This is a genomic window from Parvibaculum sp. (genome assembly GCF_039680535.1).
GTDB lineage: Bacteria > Pseudomonadota > Alphaproteobacteria > Parvibaculales > Parvibaculaceae > Parvibaculum.
The window spans coordinates 242469-260235 of the sequence record NZ_JBDKSS010000014.1 but is presented as its reverse complement, the minus strand read 5'-3'; the positions used below and the strand labels follow the sequence as shown (position 1 = coordinate 260235).

Here is a 17767-nt window from a genome sequence, read left to right as displayed (position 1 = left end):
TCTAGCTGGAGGAAAATCGCAGGGGCAGGTCACTGGCTCACTAATGTCCTTACCAGGATCGTCAACGGCCACAAGCAAAGCCAGATCAACGATCTGCTCCCTTGGAATTATCCAGTCAAGGTGTGAGCGAAACATCGCTTACGTTGTTGTCGTCGATTACGTCGATGAAGCGGTGCCCTTGTTGGCGCGAATGGCGGCAAAGCGACGAACGGGATATCGAGCCCTTGGGTATACCCTGGAATGATACGCATCGTCCCCGGCGCAAAATCGGCCCGGTGAACGAGGCCGTTCCGGCTTCCAACGATCTGCCGTTCATAGGGCTATAGCGTAGACATAATGCTCATCATCGTCGGTCGCGGCCCGCCAACATCTCATCGCGAATCAATGAGATGGGCCTCACGAGGCCAGAAAATCCCCAACTTCCGCCCGGTTTTGCTGATAGCGACCGAACCTTAGAGACTGCCGAGAACGCCGAAATTGGTCTCTGATCGGCTTTTGTCTCTTTTTACCCGAACCTCGTCTGAGAAGGTTCGGATAGATTTTATTTTGCTATTTCATGGATTTGATGAAATGGCCTCCTTTGTATTTCACCTCCGTTTCTTGGTGGGCAAGCTCCTTTTAAGAGACTGAGGTAGGCGTAGTTCAGCGAAAAGACGCGCAACGTTAGGTGGTGCTTTTCGCTTTTGCTTTCTTGGTTTTGCGCTTGGCCTTCGGCGGTATTTTAGCTCGCAGTTCTCGCGCAGCTTCACCGAGCACGAAGGTGCGGTGTAGGAATGCTTCGATAATCGAGATCATCGTTTCCAGTTCGCGAGGTTTGGGCCGCCAACCTCGATGAGCGGCTGCGCTGCCGGCGTCGGTCAAAACTTCTAGTGTGCCCTTTTCGTCGGTGCTGATTTTTCCAGCGTCGGCGAGTTCGTCGAGTTTCTCCGCAAATGTAATCGCTGGATCAATTCCAAGCAGTTCAGATGCGCGATCAAAAACTGTTCTCGCAGCGATCGCCGCAGGGACACGCAGGTCAGCATTTAATGCGCCATAAATGTCACCGAACAATGTGCCCAATTCGCTGTCTGTTACATCTAGCTCAAAGGCCCAATCAGGTCTCTCCCTCTTTGAGGGCGATGGCCAGTACGACAATTTATGGGGGAGGTATTGCTCCCATTCACCAGTATGTGGATCTTGGACGTGATCTACATCTTCAGAAAAAACTTCGTCGATCTGAAAATAAGCTCTGCCGCACCCTCGGCACTGTAAAATGCGATAATCTGTCTGGCCCCAGATGCCGGCCTCGTCGTCATCGAATCTACTAACGTGATGCCCCACCACATCGGCAAAACGGTCAGGGCCGCAGTCTGGGCAATGACCCTTCACAATCTCTGTCTTCTGTGGGTCGGACAAATGGAATCTCCCAAAGGTTTGTTCCCCATCCTATTGCCAGATTCCATCCTCTGAAATCATTAAGTTCCGAATGCGACCGCCTCCTGTGCCGCCCAGGGCAGCTCCGCCGCCATGGACAGATCCTTGATCGATACGGCCGACGGCACCCGACTGATCAGCAGTCTATCCAGCACGGCGGGTGCCAGATATACCAACCGTAGCATGCGCCCAACATATCGGTCCGAGATGCCCTCGGCCTCGGCAATGTCTTGGATCGTCGCCGCTTCCCCGCTCTCCAGCTTCCGCCGCCAGCTCCATGCAACGCCCGCCGAAGCGCCAGTTCGGGCTTCGTGTCTCGCCCCTTAATCCCTGCCATCATCCGGGATCGGGTCTACCTGTTCACAATATCCGTCACGCGCTGCCTGGTCTTTGCTATGAAACCTAGGTCATGTTGACAAACTTCTGACCCAGACCCAGTGGCGATCATCTCATCGCGCTGGCGCGGCACTCCGATGCCGTGCTGTTCGTGCTTCTCGCGCTTGCGGGACGCCATGTGGTGGAAGGCGAACACGATTGAAGGCCGTACCCTGCTGGGAGTCGCGTAGCGGGGCGCGGGGAACGGACAGTGCACGTCTTGACCTGTCTTCCTTTTTGGTTATCTTGAAGACACTGGAACAGGGAAGATGTGCCGCATGTCCCGCACAACCACCATGACCGTCCGCGTCAGCGGCGCCCTCAGCGAGTTCGTCGCCGCGAATGTTGGCGAGGGCGGCGCGTATGAGAACGTCAGCGAGTACATCCGCGATCTCATCCGCCGCGACAAGGAACGCGCGGAGCGCGAGGCATTTGATCGCCTGAAGGCGGAGCTGAACCGCGCCTTCGCAGCACCCGAGGAAAGCTACAGGCCCCTGACCGCCGCCGAGGTCATCGCCCGGAACCGGCGGGCCTGAGCGCATGGCGATCCGGGTCCAGGAGGCGGCCTCGGTGCGCCTCGACGAGATCTACCGATACACCCGCGACCGCTGGGGCGAAGCGCAGGCCGAAACCTACGTCACCGGCCTCTTCGCCGCGTTCGAGCAGATCGAAGCACGCGGTGTGATGTCGAGGCCCGTGCCGGCAGAGTTCGGGGTGGAAGGGTATTTCTTCCGCTACGAGCGCCATTTCGTGTACTGGAGACGGCTTTCGAACGGCGACATCGGGATCGTCACCATCCTGCACGAGCGCATGCATCAGATTGATCGGTTCAAGGATGACCACTCCAGCTAACCACATGATTTGACGTTGGAAAAGCCGAGCGGTGCCTGCGCGCTTCTGCCGCTGCTGAATGACCGGTCCGAGGGAGCCGTCGAGTTCAAGCACCAGAACATCAGCGCGGTTCTGAAGGGGCTCGGCGAGGACTGGATCCCCGGCTACAAGCCCGCCTTCAATTTCCAGATGACGCTGGTGGATGCCGTGGCACGGTGGCTGGCGCTGAACCCGGCCTGGCTCGGGCGCCAACCGGGTCTGCGACCCGCCTCGGGCCTTCACGAGGCGGCGCCAATCTGGATCGTCGTCGCAGCCCATTCACCGAGCCATCTTGTTGTATCCTCCTGGGGGGGATAGAATCCTTCCATGACAAAGCCCCATGTGCACGCAAGCCATCCCGCCCTGATCGCCCGGCTGAAACGCGCCGACGGCCACTTGCGGGCGGTGATCGACATGATCGAGGCGGGAAGGCCCTGCCTCGAGATCGCGCAACAGATGCAGGCGGTCGAGAAGGCCGTCGCGAACGCCAAGCGAGCCCTGATCCACGATCACATGGATCACTGCCTCGATGCCGAACACTCAACCGCAGATCGCGACGAACTGAAGGCGATCTCCCGCTACCTCTGAGGCACCCATGCTGGAAATTCTTGCCGACCGAACCTATCGCCACCTCTTCGCCGCGCAGGTCGTGGCGCTATTGGGCACAGGGCTTGCCACGGTCGCGCTCGGACTGTTGGCCTACGATCTGGCGGGCGACAATGCGGCGATGGTGCTGGGCGCGGTCTTCACCATCAAGATGGTGGCCTATGTCGGCATCGCCCCTGTCGCGGGCGCCTTCGCGGATCGGGTGAACCGGCGGGCGCTTCTGGTGGCGCTGGATCTCGTGCGGGCGGGTGTCGCGCTGTGCCTGCCCTTCGTCACCGAGGTGTGGCAAGTCTATATCCTGATCTTCCTGCTGCAATCGGCCTCGGCGGCATTCACGCCGACCTTTCAGGCGACGATCCCCGACGTCCTGCCGGAAGAGGCGCGCTACACTCGCGCCCTGTCGCTGTCGCGGCTGGCCTATGATCTGGAGAATATCGTCAGCCCGATGCTGGCCGGGCTGCTGCTGGCGGTGGTGAGCTACAATTCGCTTTTCCTTGGTACAGCGGTCGGGTTTGCGGCCTCGGCTGCCCTCGTGGTCTCGGTCCTGTTGCCCAGCCCGAAATCCTCGGAGCCGCGCGGCATCTACGACCGCACGACCCGCGGCATCCGCATCTACCTGGCCACACCGCGGCTGCGCGGGTTGCTGGCGCTGAACACGGCCGCCGCCGCGGCGGGGGCAATGGTGCTGGTCAACTCCGTCGTGCTGGTGCGCAGCACGCTGGGCCTGGACGCGGCCGCGCTGGCCTGGACGTTGTTCGCCTTTGGCGCAGGGTCGATGATCGCCGCGCTCGTGCTGCCACAGGTGCTGGACAGGGTGCCAGACCGTCCTGTGATGGTGGGTGGTGCCGTGCTGATGGTGCTGACACTTGTGGGGCTGGCGGGCGAGGTCGCCATCCTTGGTCTTGTCTGGCCGGTCCTTCTTGGCGCGTGGCTGGTCGTGGGGCTGGGGTATTCCACGGTGCTGACGCCTTCGGGGCGGCTGTTGCGCCGCTCTGCCCATGCCGAGGATCGCCCCGCGCTCTTCGCGGCGCAGTTCGCGCTCAGCCACGCCTGCTGGCTCGTCACCTATCCGCTGTCGGGATGGCTGATGACACGGTTCGGTCCCGTCGTGGCGCTTGGCGTCCTGGCGGCACTTGCGGGTGCGGCCGTGCTGACCGCCCTGCGGCTCTGGCCTTCAGGCGATCCCACGACGGTCGAGCACACCCACGAAAACCTCCGGCTTGATCATCCGCATCTTCAAGGCGAACGGCGGCACGCGCACCCCTTTGTTGTGGATGACGAACATCCCCGCTGGTCATCCCAGATCTGAGCGACCTCCCCGTTGTCAGCCACTGGAGTCATCTACTGAGCGACCGTCAAGGTGCGCCCCTGAATGTCATCCGGAGCTCAGGCCGCCTGGTAGCTCAAGAACGGCTCTGTCGTCCCGTCACGACGGATCAGGTGGACGACATAAGCCTCTCGCTGCGATTCCGGCCCCATGCCGGGCGATCCGTAGGGCATGCCGGGCACTGCGAGGCCCACCGCGTCAGGGCGTTCATCCAGCAGACGGCGAATGGCGGCAACCGGGACGTGGCCCTCGATCATGTAGCCATCGACGTAGCCCGTATGGCAGGAGATCATCTCCTGCGGGATGGCGTTGTCGGATTTGTAGCGCATGAGAAGTGTCCCGGCGCTCGGCTCTGTCGTGACGATGAAGCCGTCGTTCTCGAGGATTTTGATCCATGCCGAACAGCAGCCGCAGTTCGGATCCTTCATCACGTGTATCGCCGGTCCGGTGCCTTGTGCCAGAGCCTGCAATGGCGAAGCTGCGAACAGTGCTACCCCGCGATCAGGATCGCGCGGCGCGAAAGAGTTTCTTGGGTCATCTGGTTCTCCTTTCCAAGTTGAACGTTGCGTTGTCGGTCAGAGGTCGACCCGCCTCAGCCGCAAGGCGTTCGTGATCACCGAGACGGAGGACAGGCTCATCGCCGCCGCCGCGATCATCGGCGAGAGCAGAAGGCCAGTGACGGGGTAGAGCAGCCCTGCTGCGATGGGGACGCCAAGCGCGTTGTAGGCGAAGGCGAAGAACAGGTTCTGCTTGATGTTGCGCAAGGTGGCACGGGCGAGCTTGCGCGCCCGCACGATGCCCATCAGGTCGCCGCCCAGCAGTGTGATGCCCGCACTTTCCATCGCCACATCGGCTCCAGTGCCCATGGCGATCCCGACATCGGCGGCGGCTAGCGCGGGGGCGTCGTTCACCCCGTCGCCGGCCATGGCAATCTTGTGGCCTTTGCTTCGCAACTGGTCGATCAGATCCTTCTTGGCCTCGGGCAGGACGCCGGCCCGCACCTCGTCGATCCCGAGTTTGCTCGCCACCGCCTGCGCGGTGCGTTCGTTGTCGCCCGTCGCCATGATGACGCGCAGACCCTGCGCGTGCAGTTCCCGGATCGCCTGCGCGGTGCTGTCCTTGATCGGGTCGGCCACCGCCACGATGCCGACGAGAGCGTCATCGACGGCAATGAACATGGCCGTCTTGCCCATCGCGCGCAGAGTGTCCGCCTTTGCCTCGGCCGCGCCCGTCTCCAGCCGCATCTCCCGCATCATCGCGGCATTGCCCAGTGCCACAGCCCGTCCGCCGACCGTGCCGCGCACGCCCATGCCGGTGACGGCTTCGAAATCCGTGGCCTCCTGACGCGCGGCGCCCTGCGCCTCGGCACCCTCGACAATCGCCTCGGCCAGCGGGTGTTCTGAGCCGCGCTCAAGGGCCGCAGCCAGCGACAGCAGGTCGGTCTCGGTGACGTTCCCAAGCGCCACGGTGTCCGTCAGCTTCGGCTTGCCCATGGTCAGCGTGCCGGTCTTGTCCACGATCAGCGTATCGACACCCGCCATCCGCTCAAGCGCCTCGGCGTCCTTGATCAGCACGCCCGCCTGCGCGCCGCGCCCCGCCGCCGTGGTGATGGAAATTGGCGTCGCCAGCCCAAGCGCGCAGGGACAGGCGATGATGAGGACCGACACCGCCGAGGCGATGGCGAAGACCAGCGCAGGCTCGGGGCCGAAGATCAGCCAGACGACGAAGGCGACGATGGCGATGGCCACGACCGTCGGCACGAACACCGCCGACACCCGGTCGGCCATTCCCTGGATCGGCGCACGGGATCGCCGCGCGTTCGATACCATCGCGACGATCTGCGCCAGCACGGTATCGGACCCGACCTTTCCGGCCTCGATTACGAGGGAGCCGTTCTTGTTGATCGTGGCCCCGGTCACCGCATCGCCCGGACCTTTCTCGACCGGCATCGACTCGCCGGTCAGCATGCTTTCGTCTAGTGACGACCGGCCCTCGATCACCGTGCCGTCGACCGGCACGGCATCGCCGGGACGCACGCGCAGCCGGTCGCCCTCGATGATGTTCTCCAGCGGCGCGTCGTATTCGGTGCCGTCCGGCAGGATGCGCCGTGCGGTCTTGGGTGCGAGATCCAGAAGTGCGCGGATTGCGTCACCGGTGCGTTCGCGCGCGCGCAGTTCGAGAACCTGGCCCACAAAGACCAGCGCCACGATCACCACCGCCGCCTCGAAATAGGTGCCGACGCCATGGCCCATTCGGTATTGCTCAGGAAAGACGCCAGGCAGGAAAGTCGCGACAATCGAGTAAAGGTAGGCCGCCGCCACGCCGAGGCTGATCAGCGTCCACATGTTGGGGCTGCGGTTTACCACAGAATCCCAGCCGCGGCGGAAGAATGGCAAGGCGGCCCAGAGGATGATCGGCGTGGCCAGCACGAACTCGAGGTAGCTGGCGGTCTGGTGCCCGACCCAGTCGCGCACCGGCAGGGCGACCAGCTCGCCCATCGTGAGAATGACGAGCGGCACCGCTGCGGCAGCCGAGATCCACATCCGGCGCGTGAAGTCGGTCAGTTCCTCGCTGGGCTCATCCGAAGGGACCATCGGCTCCAGTGCCATGCCGCAGATCGGGCAGTTTCCCGGCGCATCGCGGACGATCTCGGGATGCATCGGACAGGTGTACTGGACGTTCGTCGGAGCTGTCTTCTTCTGTCCGGCGGCCCGTCCCGAGGCGTAGAACCATGGATCCGCCTTGAACTTCGCCTGGCACTTCTCCGAGCAGAAATGGAAGGTCTCGCCCTTGAACTCGGCGTGACGTCCGTCCGCCTTGATTGCGACCGTTATCCCGCAGACCGGGTCCTTGGCGATATTCGCCCCCGCCGGGATGTCCGGCGCCGCGTGTTGATGATCGTGCTCCATGTTCTGCCAGCCTTTCGATATCTCGTTCCAGCTTGCGGCCTCCAGCCATTGGAAGCTCAAGCCCTTTTCAATGGTGGTCGGGAGCGCCTTCTCCAGGCCTTCTCCGCATGGCGACCCAGAGCAGCGGCAACCCCGTCACAAGCCCGAGGCTGAGCACCGCCCATGTCGCCCGGCCCAGGTCTCCGCTGACCGCCTCGCCACCGAAATGGGCCAGAAGGAAGCTTGCCGGGATGATGCCCGCCAGTGTCGCGAGGGCGAACCGCCAGGCATGCAGACGGCTGAGCCCGGCCGCATAGCTGATCATGTCGAAGGACACGAAGGGCATCAGGCGACTGGCAAAGACCGTCGCCGTCAATGCGGTCTGCGACCCGAGCAGCCCGGTATCCACCGAGGTGCCGAACACCCGCCGCAGGACATCATGTCCCAGAACCCGTGCCAGGCCAAAGGCGATCAGCGCCCCGAGTTCTGCGCCGATAACGACCTGCACGGTCCCCCAAAGATGCCCGTAGGCCGCACCGGCGGCCAGTGCAATTGGTGCACTTGGAATGGGGCTGGCCACGACGGCGACGGTCATGAGCGCGACAATCAGGACCGGCCCCCAGAGCCCGGCGCGCGCGACCAGCATCTCCAGACGCTCGCCGTCCAGCAGTCCGCGTGCCTCGGTGAACACCGAAGGCGCGAACTGCCAGACACCGAGCAGGCCGATCCCGAGGATCGCCAGACCTGCGAGAATGCCGGCGCGCAGGCTCATCTCAGATCGCCTCGACGGTTTTCGCGAGAAGGTCACGCACATGGCCCGCGACGGCTGTCAGTTCGGCGTTCTCGATCGCCTGCATCGACGCCACCGGGTCGATCGCGCTGACCTCCACGCCGCCCTCTACCTCGCGCAGGATGACGTTGCAGGGCAGCATCGCGCCCACCCGAGGCTCGATCCCGATGGCCTGATGCGCCATCTTCGGATTGCAGGCGCCAAGGATGCGATAAGCCGGCATCTCGATATCGAGCTTCTTTTTCATCGTCGCCTTGACGTCGATCTCGGTCAGGACGCCGAAACCATGATCCGCAAGGGCTCTGCGAGTGCGGGCATCGATGTCGTCGAACGTGGCGTCGTTGAACATACGGTTGATCGTGTAGCTCACTGAAACGAAATCCTTATTCTTGGGCTTGGGAGACGCTGACTTGGCGTGGTGGAACTGGATCGGCCTTGCGCGGCCAATTCAGTTCCACCACGCCTGCGCATCTCTGCGTCATGCTATAGTACTTTGGCACTGCTGTATTGATACAGATCACGGCCAGCGCACCGTTATTCCCTTATGATGCATAATGATGCATATCTGATGGGCGGTCGCAGTCGATGCCACGCAAAAGGGAGTCATAGGATGGAATTCAGGAATTGGGCGACTGTCCCGAGCGTGGTGGGCGCACTCTGCGTCGCCGCGACGTCGGCGATGGCACAGGTCGGCGAAATCCCGGATCGAAACGGCCCGTACTATTATGGACATGACATGATGTGGGGCAGCAGTCAGTGGGGAGGCTTCGGAATGGTCATTGGGCCGATCTTCATGATCCTGATCGTGGTCGGGATCGTTGCCGGGATCATCTATCTCCTGCGCCTGTTCGGCGCGGCCGGACCCACCGTCGGCAACCATGCCGGTCACGACCGTGCCCTGGCGCTTCTGAAGGAACGCTATGCCAAGGGTGAGATCGACTCGACCGAGTTCACCGAACGCAAGAAGCTGCTGGCTGACTGACCCGCGACGCGTCGTATCCTTTCAGAATACGCGAGACTTAGGCCGCGCGTGCAGTTGCCCGTTCGAGTTTCAGTCTCGTGTTCCGTCACGACGCAGCGTCAAAGTCCACTGCCATAGAAGGGTTTGCCATGGCGACGCTTCCAACCAGGCATTGAAAGATCGGCATGAAAAGACGCCAGTTCCTGACTTCGACGTCCGCAGCGATCCTGACCGCTGGCGTTCTTTCCCAAGCACTAGTCGGACGTGCCTTTGCGCAGGGACAAGCGCCGCAAACGCGCCTCGCCATGCCAACGCTTCTCGATACCCGGGCAACGAGGCGGTTGGTGCTGACGGCAACTTCGAGGAGCAGCGCCTTTGCCGGTGGTCCCGGCGTACCGACCGCCGGGTTCAATCAGGCGTATCTGGGTCCGACCATCCTGGTGCAGAACGGCGAACTGGCCGCCGAAGTGCAAAATACTCTTGATGAACCCATCAGTGTGCACTGGCACGGCCTTCTGGTGCCCGGAGAGCATGATGGCGGCCCGCACCTTCCGATCGCGCCCAGTGCGACATGGCAACCGGAGATGTCCATTGCGCAGGACCCTGCAACCATCTGGTATCACTCACATATCCACGAACGAACTGCGGAACAGGTCTATTTCGGACTGGCCGGGGTCATCCACGTGACGGACGGGCAGGATGACGCGCGCGGTCTGCCGTCCACATACGGGATCGACGATCTGACGCTCGTTTTGCAGGATCGTCGGTTCGATGCCTCCGGACGTATGGTCTATGACCCGTCCATGATGGACATCATGCGCGGGTTTGCCGGGAACCGGATGCTCGTCAATGGTCAGGCGGGCGCGACGGCGGTCGTGCCGCAGGGGATCGTCCGCCTGCGCCTGCTCAACGGCTCGAATGCGCGCATCTACACGCTGTTCCTGAACGACGCGCGGCCCATGCACCTGGTGGCGACGGATGGCGGCTTCCTGCCTGCACCCGTCGCACTGGATGTGCTGCGCCTGGCACCCGGCGAACGGGCCGAGGTACTTGTCGATTTCTCGTCAGGCGGCGCGCCGGTGCTTATGAGCGATCCGGGCCAAGCCTATAGTATCCTCCAGTTCGCGACCGACTCCATGCTGCCAGCACGTATCACCCGCCTGCCGGAGCAACTGGACGGCGCGCTTGAAGATCTGTCGGGGGCCGAGATCGCGACGCGGCAGGTCTCGCTCGACATGGGCATGGGCGGCATGATGATGGGCGGCGGTAGCTTTGCCATCAACGGGCGCCCCTACGACATGCGTCGGATCGATTTTCAGGTCGCCCTCGGATCAGTTGAACGCTGGCAGATCCGCAGCACCATGGTCGCGCATCCGTTCCATGTCCACGGCGTACGCTTCCGGGTGGTCACCGAGAACGGCGCCCCCCCGCGGCCTGAGAACACCGGCTGGAAAGACACCGTGCTGGTGCCCGGAGAGGCCGAGATCCTCGCCCGGTTCGACCAGCCCGCCAGCCGCGAGACACCGTTCATGTTTCACTGCCATATCCTCGAACATGAGGATGCCGGTATGATGGGCCAGTTCACCGTCACCTGACGCCTGCTCCGCGTTGGCCGTCGTGGTCGACCGTTGAGGGGGCTTCGTCCAGAAGACGAGGTGCGGACCTATATATTTCAACATGTTAGCGTGGAGAGGGTTGTCTTTCAGACCCCTCCGATCCGCCATTCCCTTTCTATAAGCCATTGATCTGCAATAGATTTTGAGCCGCCGAAGCGGCGTGCCGCGCTCTTGCGCGCCGACCCGACGCGCCAGGGCGGATTCCGGGCGGGTGCAGTCGGTCGCCCGCGCGACCCTCGAACGACTTCCCGCCGCAGCTGCGACGCCGCCTCCATCATCGTCATCCTTGCCGGCCGGGAGGCCGACGAGCTGGCTCGATTGTCTCACGGGGCAATATTGGTGGAAGGCGCTTGCCTTGCCGGGGCTCGCGGAGAAATCAGACTTTTCCAGGCGGCATGTCGAGCGTGGTTTTCACGGGCGCCTGTGTGCCGGGTGTAAAACGAAGCGTTCATAGCTGCGTCGCGTCTGTTCCATATGCGCTTGATGACGCCGCACCATCTGAACGGACCATTTCCCCTGATCGGCAGTTGACGCTCCTTGAACGGATCGATGAGTGAACCCGAGCTTGCATCATGGCGGTGCGGGGCAAATCGACCGGCTTGTTCGCGCGACCGATAACGGCGCGGTGCACCGAGCCGCGTCGTTGACGACAAGATTCCGAAGATCAAGAAAATGAAGCGTTCAATTTTTGTGCGCGGCCTTTTTGTCGCGAAGTGTTCGATGCACTGGAAGTGCGTGGATGAATAACTTATTTGTATAAGCAGTTTGATGCGCGGGGCAGAAGAAGAAAACTCACGCGTGACAAAAACGGATCGGCATCTTTCTGAAAATCCGAAGATGCCGGTCTTGGAAATTGTCGCACGATAGTCCGTATAGAGAATAAGGTGCGTTTGTCGTGATGAAAGTGGAAACGAGAGGCGGTTACAGAGAGCGGAGGGCGAGCCGCCAGGCGATGGACGAAAGGCTGAGGCAGATCGAGCTTCGTCATCGCTTTCTTGCCGATAGCGCAAGCGACGTCATCTGGACAATGACGCCCGACGGCCGCATCACCTACATCAGCCCGGCCATCGAGAGAGCGCGCGGCCTGACGCCCGATGAGGCGATGCAGCAATCTCTGGATCAGATACTTACACCGGACTCGCAAGCGACGGTGGCGGAGTATCTGGCGGAAGTGAATGCGGGCGTGAAGACGGGACGCGGCCCACAAAATTTCCGGGGCGATCTCGAATATTACAAGAAGGACGGTTCGACCTACTGGACAGAGGTGTTGGCCTATCCATTGATTGGCGGGGACGGTTCTCTCGTCGAAATCGTTGGCGTGACGCGGGATATTGACGCGCGGAAGCACTACGAGCAGGAACTGGAGCGAGCCAGGGAAGAGGCGGAAGCGGCCAATCAGGCGCTGGCGCTGGCGAATGCGAAATTGCAGAGGCTGGCCACAACGGACGATCTCACTGGCGCGGCCAATCGCCGGCACTTCGAAGAGGCTCTGGACATGGAGCGGGAGAGAGCCCGGCGCTATGGTGAGCCCGTGTCACTGATCTTGTTCGACATCGATCACTTCAAGCGGGTGAACGATCGCTTCGGGCACCAGGCGGGCGATATCACGCTGGTCGAGTTGACCCACCTTGTGAGCCTGCGTTTGCGAGCACTCGATCTGCTGGCACGTTGGGGAGGCGAGGAGTTCGTGGTGATGATGCCGCATTGCCGGACCGTTGATGCAATGAAGCTGGCCGATAGGCTGCGCAGCATGATCGCCGATTACAAGTTTCCCGTTGTGGGCCATATCACGGTGAGCATGGGGGTTACCGCGCTTCGCCCTGACGAGCAGCTGGAGGATGGTCTGAAGCGGGTGGATGACGCGATGTATCAGGCCAAGAGGCACGGCCGGAACAGGATCTGCGAGATCGAGTGACGCCGGAGGAACTGGCGGCGTTTAAGTAGTCTCCCTTAATGGTCAAGGGAGAGGCCAATGGACGATCATTCCGATGAGGCGGCGATTGCCGCCGTCGAGACGGTGCAATTCGGAACGGTGTCGACCTCCATGGCTGAAAACAATATTCGCGCCAAGCGCTATGCTGAAACGCCGCTGGTGCGGACCGAACGGGTGGGCGATGTCGGCATCGTCACGCTCGCCAATCAGGCAAAGCGCAATGCGCTGACACATGAGATGATGAATGGCCTGACCGAGGCGATCGAGGCCTTGGGCGATGCCAAGGCGCGCGTGATCGTCATCCGCGCGGAGCCGGGCCAGAAGGTGTGGTCCGCGGGGCACGACATCGGCGAACTGCCGATCGGCGGGCTCGATCCGCTGAACTATGCCGATCCGATGGAGGAGACGCTGCGCGCAGTGCGCCTGTTTCCGGGGCCTGTCCTTGCCATGGTGCATGGATCGGTCTGGGGTGGGGCGCTGGATCTCATACTGAGTTGCGACATGGTGATCGCCGATGGCACCGCGACCTTTGCCATCACGCCGGTCAACCTGGGGCTGCCTTACAACACGACGGGCCTGCTGCATTTCATCGGACGGTTGCGCCTCAACGTCGTCAAGGAGCTCTTCTTCACCGCAGCGCCTGTCGATGCCGAGACGGCGCTTGAGTGGGGCATTGTCAATCATCTGCTGCCGGAGGCGGACCTCGAAGCCTATACGATGGAGCTGGCGCGCCGCATGGAGAGCAAGGCTCCATTGGCCATGGCTGTCATCAAGGAACAGATCCGTGTAATGAGCGACTATGTGCCCATTCCTGCGCAGACATTCGAGCGCATTCAGGATATGCGCCGAAAGGTCTATGACAGCGCCGACTATCGCGAGGGCGTTGCCGCCTTCCGGGAAAAACGGGCGCCGGTGTTCAAGGGCGAGTGACCTCCCGGCTTTCTGAAGCTTCGGGTTGAACGGCCGGTTCACCACGCAGGAGATTCATCTCGCCAATAGCGATGCTTCAGATCCGTCATCGACCGGAAGCTGGGGGCGTACCGTTCAGGGCGCGACGAACACGTGGTTGCCGATCTGTACGGCCTTTTCGTCGTTCTCGACCCATTCGGGTGGACCGTCCCTGAATTCGAAGACCGAATAGAAGGCGGTGGCGCCCCGCGTCTTGTCCTCGCTATAGCCCGCGATGAGGCGGTCGGCGAGTTGGGCGGCCGACTTCCATGCGGGCGTCTTGCCGATGGCGACCTTCTTGCGCGAGATGCGCCGGGTCCAGCCGAACTGCTTCTTCTCGTAGACCACATCGCAGACCGTGGTTCCTTCCGGCCTTTCGTGCAGCCGGTTGAGCACGACATGGCCGACAGCCTCCATCCCCTTTTCGCCTTCGCCATGCGCCTCGTAGTACATCACCGCGACAAGGCAGGCGCGGTCCTTCGGCGTCAATTGCAGCGGCTCCCTGAAGGGGAGATCGGGGACTTCGACAAGCGGCGGCGCGTAGGTGGGATAGGGGGCGGAATGCGCGCGGGGGGTATAGGTCAGGGGCTCCGCGGGCGTCGCGATTTCCCGAACGGGCGACGACGCGCAGGCGGTGAGCGCCGCACTGGCAATCGCAATCATGGGCAGGGTCAAGAGACGTCGCATAGGTGGTCCTTGGCAGTGCGGCATGGCGGGGGCGGATTATGCCGCCGCGGGGGAGGCTCTGATAGCCGGGAAATGCGGCGAGAAGTTGGACCGGATGCGGCAAAGGGCGGAAAGCTGGCGGATTTCCCCCATTTCGACCCGGTTCCGCCATTTGCGTGGCCGCCTCCGATGCGGATAAACTCGCGCACACCGAGCCGGAGGAACGATTCATATGCTGGGATTGACGAGGGGCAGGCTGGCGCTTGCAGTTGCAACGCTGGCGCTTGCGGGATGCACGTCCCAGCTCGGGCCGTCGGCGGGCTTCAACACGCCCGATACCGTAGGCTCCCTGCCGGCGGATTATGAGAAGGTTTCGGCGGACTGGGTGCGCGCCTCGCTGAACGATCCCAACAGGACGCTGACCGTGCTTCCGGCTTCGTCAACCGTCGCCGAGTGCAACATCGGCGTGCTCGGCAAGCATTTCGGCTGGCGGGTGCCGGTGCGCTATAGCGTGAGCCCCGATGAAGGCTGCGGCGACTGCAACGCCGAGAAGACCGTCTATCTCTGGTTCAGCGACGGCAAGGTCGAGCGGCGGTCCTATTTCCCCGACCAGTGCTGATCGCAAACCGCCGGCGCTTTCTCAGGCGAGGCGTTCGATCCGCACGGCAGTGACCTTGTATTCTGGCGCGTGGACGATCCTGTCCCGTTCGGGGCTGGTCAGCCTGTTCAGCGCGACGCGAGGATCGTGAAAGGTGGCGAAGAGCTCGCCCTGCTTCACGCCGTCGGTCAGGCGCACGGAGATTTCCACTTCGCCATGACGGCTGCGCATGCGGACGCGATCCCCGGAAACCAGGCCCAATATCTCCGCGTCCGTTGGCGAGATGTCGAGCGTGTCGGTGGGGCGAAGCTTCACATTGGGCGTCCGCATGGTCATCGTCCCGGCGTTGAACTGATAAAGCGTGCGGCCAGTCGATAGCAGGAAGGGAAACTCCGCGCTGACGCGCTCCGGCGTCGGCGTATAGTCGATGCGCGTCAGGGGCGCGGTGTGCGAGCGCGCGAAATCCGAGACGTGGAGAATCTCCGTACCGGGAGAGTTCTCATCGCGGCAGGGCCATTGAAGGCCTCCATTTTCGAGGCGCGGGTAGGTGATGCCGCCAGCCTCCGGCCAGACCGCGCGGATCTCGTTCCAGATTGCCTCCGCACTGTCGAATGCGAAGGCCTCTCCGCGGCCCATGCGCTCCGCGAGCGCGCTGACGATGCGCCAGTCGGACCAGGCCTCGCCGGGGGCGTTCACCGCCTTCCTGACGCGCTGAATGCGGCGTTCCGCATTCATGAAGGTCCCGTCCTTTTCGAAGACCGAGGCCGCAGGCAGGATCATGTGTCCAAATTCGCGCGCCGTTTCCGTGATGAAGAGGTCCTCGACGAGGATGAACTCGAGCCTTTCCAGCGCGCGGCGTGTTTCCGCGTTGTTGGCGAGCGTCGGCCAGATGTCGTAACCGACAACCCAGAGCGCCTTGATGCGGCCTGCCGCCGCCGCGTCGATCATGCCCATGAGATCAAGGCCGCGCTGGCGCGGGATCGTCGCGTTCCAGACGCTCTCGAAGAGGGCACGGCGCTCGTCGATGGCGACGGAGCCGGTGAGGATCGCCGGATCGCAGCCCATATGCGCCGCGCCCTGCACGTTGTTCTGGCCGCGCAGCGGATTGATGCCCGATCCGGGTTTGCCGATGTTGCCGGTCAGAAGGGCAAGGTTGACCAGCGCCATCACGCCTTCCGTTCCTTGCGTGTGCTCCGTGACACCGAGCCCGTGGAAGCACATGGCGGGGCTGGTGGACGCGTAGAGGCGGGCGGCGGCGCGGATATCATCCGCTGCGAGGCCGCAGATTTCGGCGGCGCGTTCCGGCGTCCAGTCGGCAATGAAGTGCCGGAACTGATCCCATTCGGCGACGCGATCCGCCACGAATTTGCGATCGGTCAGGTCCTCCGTGACGATCACATGCGCGAGGGCATTGAGGAGCGGCAGGTTCGTGCCGGGGCGGAGAGCGAGATGTATCGTCGCCATCGCCGCGAGTTCGGTGCGGCGCGGATCGATCACGATGAGCTTGGCGCCGCCACGCAAGACGCGCTGCTTTATGCGCGCGCCGACAACCGGATGGTTTTCCGTCGGATTTGCACCGGCGATCAGGAAGAGGTTCGAGCGTTCGATGTCATCGAAGGAATTGGTGGAGGCGCCGGTCCCAAGCATTGCCTTCATGGCGGCGGCTGTGGGCGTGTGGCAGACGCGGGCGCAGCAATCGATATTGTTGGTGCCGAGCACTACGCGGGCGAATTTCTGAAGCAGATAGTTCTCTTCGTTGGTTGCACGGGCCGAGCCGATCACGCCGATCGAGTCCGGTCCGTGCTCGTCGAGGATGCGGCGGAGCGTTGAGGCGCTTTCGTCCAGCGCCTGTTCCAACGACATAGGTGTCCACCCGCTGCCGTTGCGCTTCAGCGGGGCGGTGACGCGGTCCGGCGCTTCATTGAAGGCGAAGGCGTAGCGGCCCTTTACGCAGAGATGGCCCTTGTTGACCGGAGCGTCCCGGGCCGGATGAATTTCCGCGATGCGCCCGTCGCGCGCGACGATCTCGAGCTCGCAGCCGACACCGCAATAGACGCAGGTGCTCTTCGTCCGGCGCTCGTCGCCGCCAAGAGGCGCTTGAGCGACGTCGGTCAGCGCGCCGGTGGGGCAGGTGTCGACGCAAGCGCCGCAGCTCACGCAGTCGCTTTCGGCGAGGTTCGCCGCGTCGCCGGGCACGACCCTCGTATCCGCGCCACGCCCCACGGCGTGCCAGACGAATTGTCCCTGCACCTCATCGCAGATGCGGACGCATCGGAAACAGTCGATGCATTGCGCCATGTCCACCTGGATATAGGTGTGCGACAGGTCGCGGCTCTCGATGGGCGAGGTCGCGCCTTTCGGCTCGACGGCATAAGCGCGAAAAAGGCGATGGAGTTCCTTGTCGGGCAGGGCGGCGCAGGTTTCCGGCGGGACCTTTTCCGCCATCCAGCCAAGCATTGTCCGGCGGAACGCTTCGAGTTCGGGCGTGTGCGTCGTGACGCGCATTCCCTCCGCGGCGCGGGAGGTGCAGGCCGTGTGCGGATGGGGATCGCCCGCGACCTCGACATTGCACAGGCGGCACTCGCCTGCCGGGTGAAGGCGCGGATCGTGGCAGAGCGTCGGGATGTCAATTCCGGCCTTGCAGGCGGCATCGAGAAGGGTTGCGCCGGGCGCAACCTCTACCGTCTGGCCGTTGATCTCGATCTTCGGCATGGCTCCTCCCCATGGCCCCGGCTGTCCGGAGCATGGAGCATTCTAGTCTCCCGCCGGGCCATCC

17 protein-coding genes and 2 pseudogenes are annotated in these 17767 nt (G+C 62.8%); 11 read left to right on the top strand and 8 right to left on the bottom strand.

From position 1 onward, the window contains the following. Nucleotides 1-33: 33 nt before the first annotated feature. A pseudogene (locus ABFC66_RS11900) lies at nt 34-126 on the top strand (transposase domain-containing protein); the annotation flags it as partial. A gap of 537 nt (nt 127-663) precedes the next feature. Here the strand turns inward: ABFC66_RS11900 and ABFC66_RS11895 are convergent. Further along, nucleotides 664-1395 carry a DUF4145 domain-containing protein gene (locus ABFC66_RS11895; RefSeq protein ID WP_346741172.1) on the bottom strand — a complete coding sequence of 244 codons (732 nt, stop codon included), beginning with the start codon at nt 1393-1395 and terminating at the stop codon, nt 664-666. Between the two features lie 295 nt (nt 1396-1690). Beyond that, nucleotides 1691-1753, bottom strand: a pseudogene (locus ABFC66_RS11890) (very short patch repair endonuclease); the annotation flags it as partial. Between the two features lie 313 nt (nt 1754-2066). On the opposite strand from ABFC66_RS11890, the gene ABFC66_RS11885 reads away from it, so the two are divergent. Genes ABFC66_RS11885 through ABFC66_RS11865 form a run of 5 tightly spaced genes read left to right on the top strand, consistent with a single transcriptional unit; the run spans nt 2067 to nt 4573 of the window. Beyond that, nucleotides 2067-2324, top strand: coding sequence for a transcriptional regulator (locus ABFC66_RS11885; protein WP_346741171.1), 258 nt, complete (start codon nt 2067-2069; stop codon nt 2322-2324). 4 nt (nt 2325-2328) lie between these two features. Further along, entirely contained in the window at nt 2329-2640 is a 312-nt protein-coding gene (locus ABFC66_RS11880; protein ID WP_346741170.1) for a type II toxin-antitoxin system RelE/ParE family toxin, read from the top strand. 15 nt (nt 2641-2655) lie between these two features. Continuing rightward, entirely contained in the window at nt 2656-2976 is a 321-nt protein-coding gene (locus ABFC66_RS11875; protein ID WP_346741169.1) for a hypothetical protein, read from the top strand. 9 nt (nt 2977-2985) lie between these two features. Next, entirely contained in the window at nt 2986-3246 is a 261-nt protein-coding gene (locus ABFC66_RS11870) for a metal-sensing transcriptional repressor (RefSeq protein ID WP_346741168.1), read from the top strand. A 7-nt stretch (nt 3247-3253) separates the two neighbouring features. Beyond that, nucleotides 3254-4573, top strand: a complete 1320-nt coding sequence (locus ABFC66_RS11865; RefSeq protein WP_346741167.1) for an MFS transporter — start codon at nt 3254-3256, stop codon at nt 4571-4573. A gap of 77 nt (nt 4574-4650) precedes the next feature. Here the strand turns inward: ABFC66_RS11865 and ABFC66_RS11860 are convergent, their stop codons facing one another. From ABFC66_RS11860 to ABFC66_RS11845, 4 genes are all read right to left on the bottom strand, one after another. Beyond that, a complete protein-coding gene (locus ABFC66_RS11860) occupies nt 4651-5019 on the bottom strand; it encodes a DUF411 domain-containing protein (protein WP_346741166.1) in 369 nt (122 codons plus the stop codon). A 147-nt stretch (nt 5020-5166) separates the two neighbouring features. Continuing rightward, on the bottom strand, nt 5167-7500 hold the full coding sequence (locus ABFC66_RS11855) for a heavy metal translocating P-type ATPase (protein ID WP_346741198.1): 2334 nt from the start codon (nt 7498-7500) through the stop codon (nt 5167-5169). Between the two features lie 67 nt (nt 7501-7567). Then, a complete protein-coding gene (locus ABFC66_RS11850) occupies nt 7568-8251 on the bottom strand; it encodes a VTT domain-containing protein (protein WP_346741165.1) in 684 nt (227 codons plus the stop codon). Nucleotide 8252: 1 nt separating this feature from the next. Further along, entirely contained in the window at nt 8253-8639 is a 387-nt protein-coding gene (locus ABFC66_RS11845; protein WP_346741164.1) for a DUF302 domain-containing protein, read from the bottom strand. 240 nt (nt 8640-8879) lie between these two features. Between ABFC66_RS11845 and ABFC66_RS11840 the strand changes: the two genes are divergently transcribed. The 4 genes from ABFC66_RS11840 to scpB all read left to right on the top strand — a co-directional run bounded on the left by ABFC66_RS11840 (nt 8880) and on the right by scpB (nt 13709). After that, nucleotides 8880-9251 (top strand): SHOCT domain-containing protein, encoded by a 372-nt coding sequence (locus ABFC66_RS11840; protein WP_346741163.1) that lies wholly within the window; start codon nt 8880-8882, stop codon nt 9249-9251. Nucleotides 9252-9415: 164 nt separating this feature from the next. Further along, a complete protein-coding gene (locus ABFC66_RS11835) occupies nt 9416-10825 on the top strand; it encodes a multicopper oxidase domain-containing protein (protein ID WP_346741162.1) in 1410 nt (469 codons plus the stop codon). Between the two features lie 973 nt (nt 10826-11798). Next, entirely contained in the window at nt 11799-12761 is a 963-nt protein-coding gene (locus ABFC66_RS11830; protein ID WP_346741161.1) for a diguanylate cyclase, read from the top strand. Between the two features lie 57 nt (nt 12762-12818). After that, nucleotides 12819-13709: a methylmalonyl-CoA decarboxylase gene (gene scpB, locus ABFC66_RS11825; RefSeq protein ID WP_346741160.1), complete on the top strand. Its 891-nt coding sequence runs from the start codon at nt 12819-12821 to the stop codon at nt 13707-13709. A 114-nt stretch (nt 13710-13823) separates the two neighbouring features. Here scpB and ABFC66_RS11820 read toward each other — a convergent pair whose 3' ends face one another. Continuing rightward, nucleotides 13824-14414: a cell wall hydrolase gene (locus tag ABFC66_RS11820; protein WP_346741159.1), complete on the bottom strand. Its 591-nt coding sequence runs from the start codon at nt 14412-14414 to the stop codon at nt 13824-13826. Nucleotides 14415-14625: 211 nt separating this feature from the next. On the opposite strand from ABFC66_RS11820, the gene ABFC66_RS11815 reads away from it, so the two are divergent. After that, the gene (locus tag ABFC66_RS11815; protein WP_346741158.1) at nt 14626-15012 is read left to right on the top strand and encodes a hypothetical protein; all 387 of its coding nucleotides are present in this window, start codon (nt 14626-14628) and stop codon (nt 15010-15012) included. A 21-nt stretch (nt 15013-15033) separates the two neighbouring features. Here ABFC66_RS11815 and fdhF read toward each other — a convergent pair whose 3' ends face one another. Continuing rightward, on the bottom strand, nt 15034-17703 hold the full coding sequence (fdhF, locus tag ABFC66_RS11810) for a formate dehydrogenase subunit alpha (protein WP_346741157.1): 2670 nt from the start codon (nt 17701-17703) through the stop codon (nt 15034-15036). Nucleotides 17704-17767: the final 64 nt, after the last annotated feature.

Coding starts and splice junctions, on each gene's coding strand:
- ABFC66_RS11885 (WP_346741171.1), top strand. CDS start 2,067: ATGTCCCGCACAACCACCATGACCGTCCGCGTCAGCGGCGCCCTCAGC.
- ABFC66_RS11880 (WP_346741170.1), top strand. CDS start 2,329: ATGGCGATCCGGGTCCAGGAGGCGGCCTCGGTGCGCCTCGACGAGATC.
- ABFC66_RS11870 (WP_346741168.1), top strand. CDS start 2,986: ATGACAAAGCCCCATGTGCACGCAAGCCATCCCGCCCTGATCGCCCGG.
- ABFC66_RS11865 (WP_346741167.1), top strand. CDS start 3,254: ATGCTGGAAATTCTTGCCGACCGAACCTATCGCCACCTCTTCGCCGCG.
- ABFC66_RS11860 (WP_346741166.1), bottom strand. CDS start 5,019: ATGAAGGATCCGAACTGCGGCTGCTGTTCGGCATGGATCAAAATCCTC.
- ABFC66_RS11855 (WP_346741198.1), bottom strand. CDS start 7,500: ATGGAGCACGATCATCAACACGCGGCGCCGGACATCCCGGCGGGGGCG.
- ABFC66_RS11850 (WP_346741165.1), bottom strand. CDS start 8,251: ATGAGCCTGCGCGCCGGCATTCTCGCAGGTCTGGCGATCCTCGGGATC.
- ABFC66_RS11840 (WP_346741163.1), top strand. CDS start 8,880: ATGGAATTCAGGAATTGGGCGACTGTCCCGAGCGTGGTGGGCGCACTC.
- ABFC66_RS11835 (WP_346741162.1), top strand. CDS start 9,416: ATGAAAAGACGCCAGTTCCTGACTTCGACGTCCGCAGCGATCCTGACC.
- ABFC66_RS11830 (WP_346741161.1), top strand. CDS start 11,799: ATGGACGAAAGGCTGAGGCAGATCGAGCTTCGTCATCGCTTTCTTGCC.
- scpB (WP_346741160.1), top strand. CDS start 12,819: ATGGACGATCATTCCGATGAGGCGGCGATTGCCGCCGTCGAGACGGTG.
- ABFC66_RS11820 (WP_346741159.1), bottom strand. CDS start 14,414: ATGCGACGTCTCTTGACCCTGCCCATGATTGCGATTGCCAGTGCGGCG.
- ABFC66_RS11815 (WP_346741158.1), top strand. CDS start 14,626: ATGCTGGGATTGACGAGGGGCAGGCTGGCGCTTGCAGTTGCAACGCTG.
- fdhF (WP_346741157.1), bottom strand. CDS start 17,703: ATGCCGAAGATCGAGATCAACGGCCAGACGGTAGAGGTTGCGCCCGGC.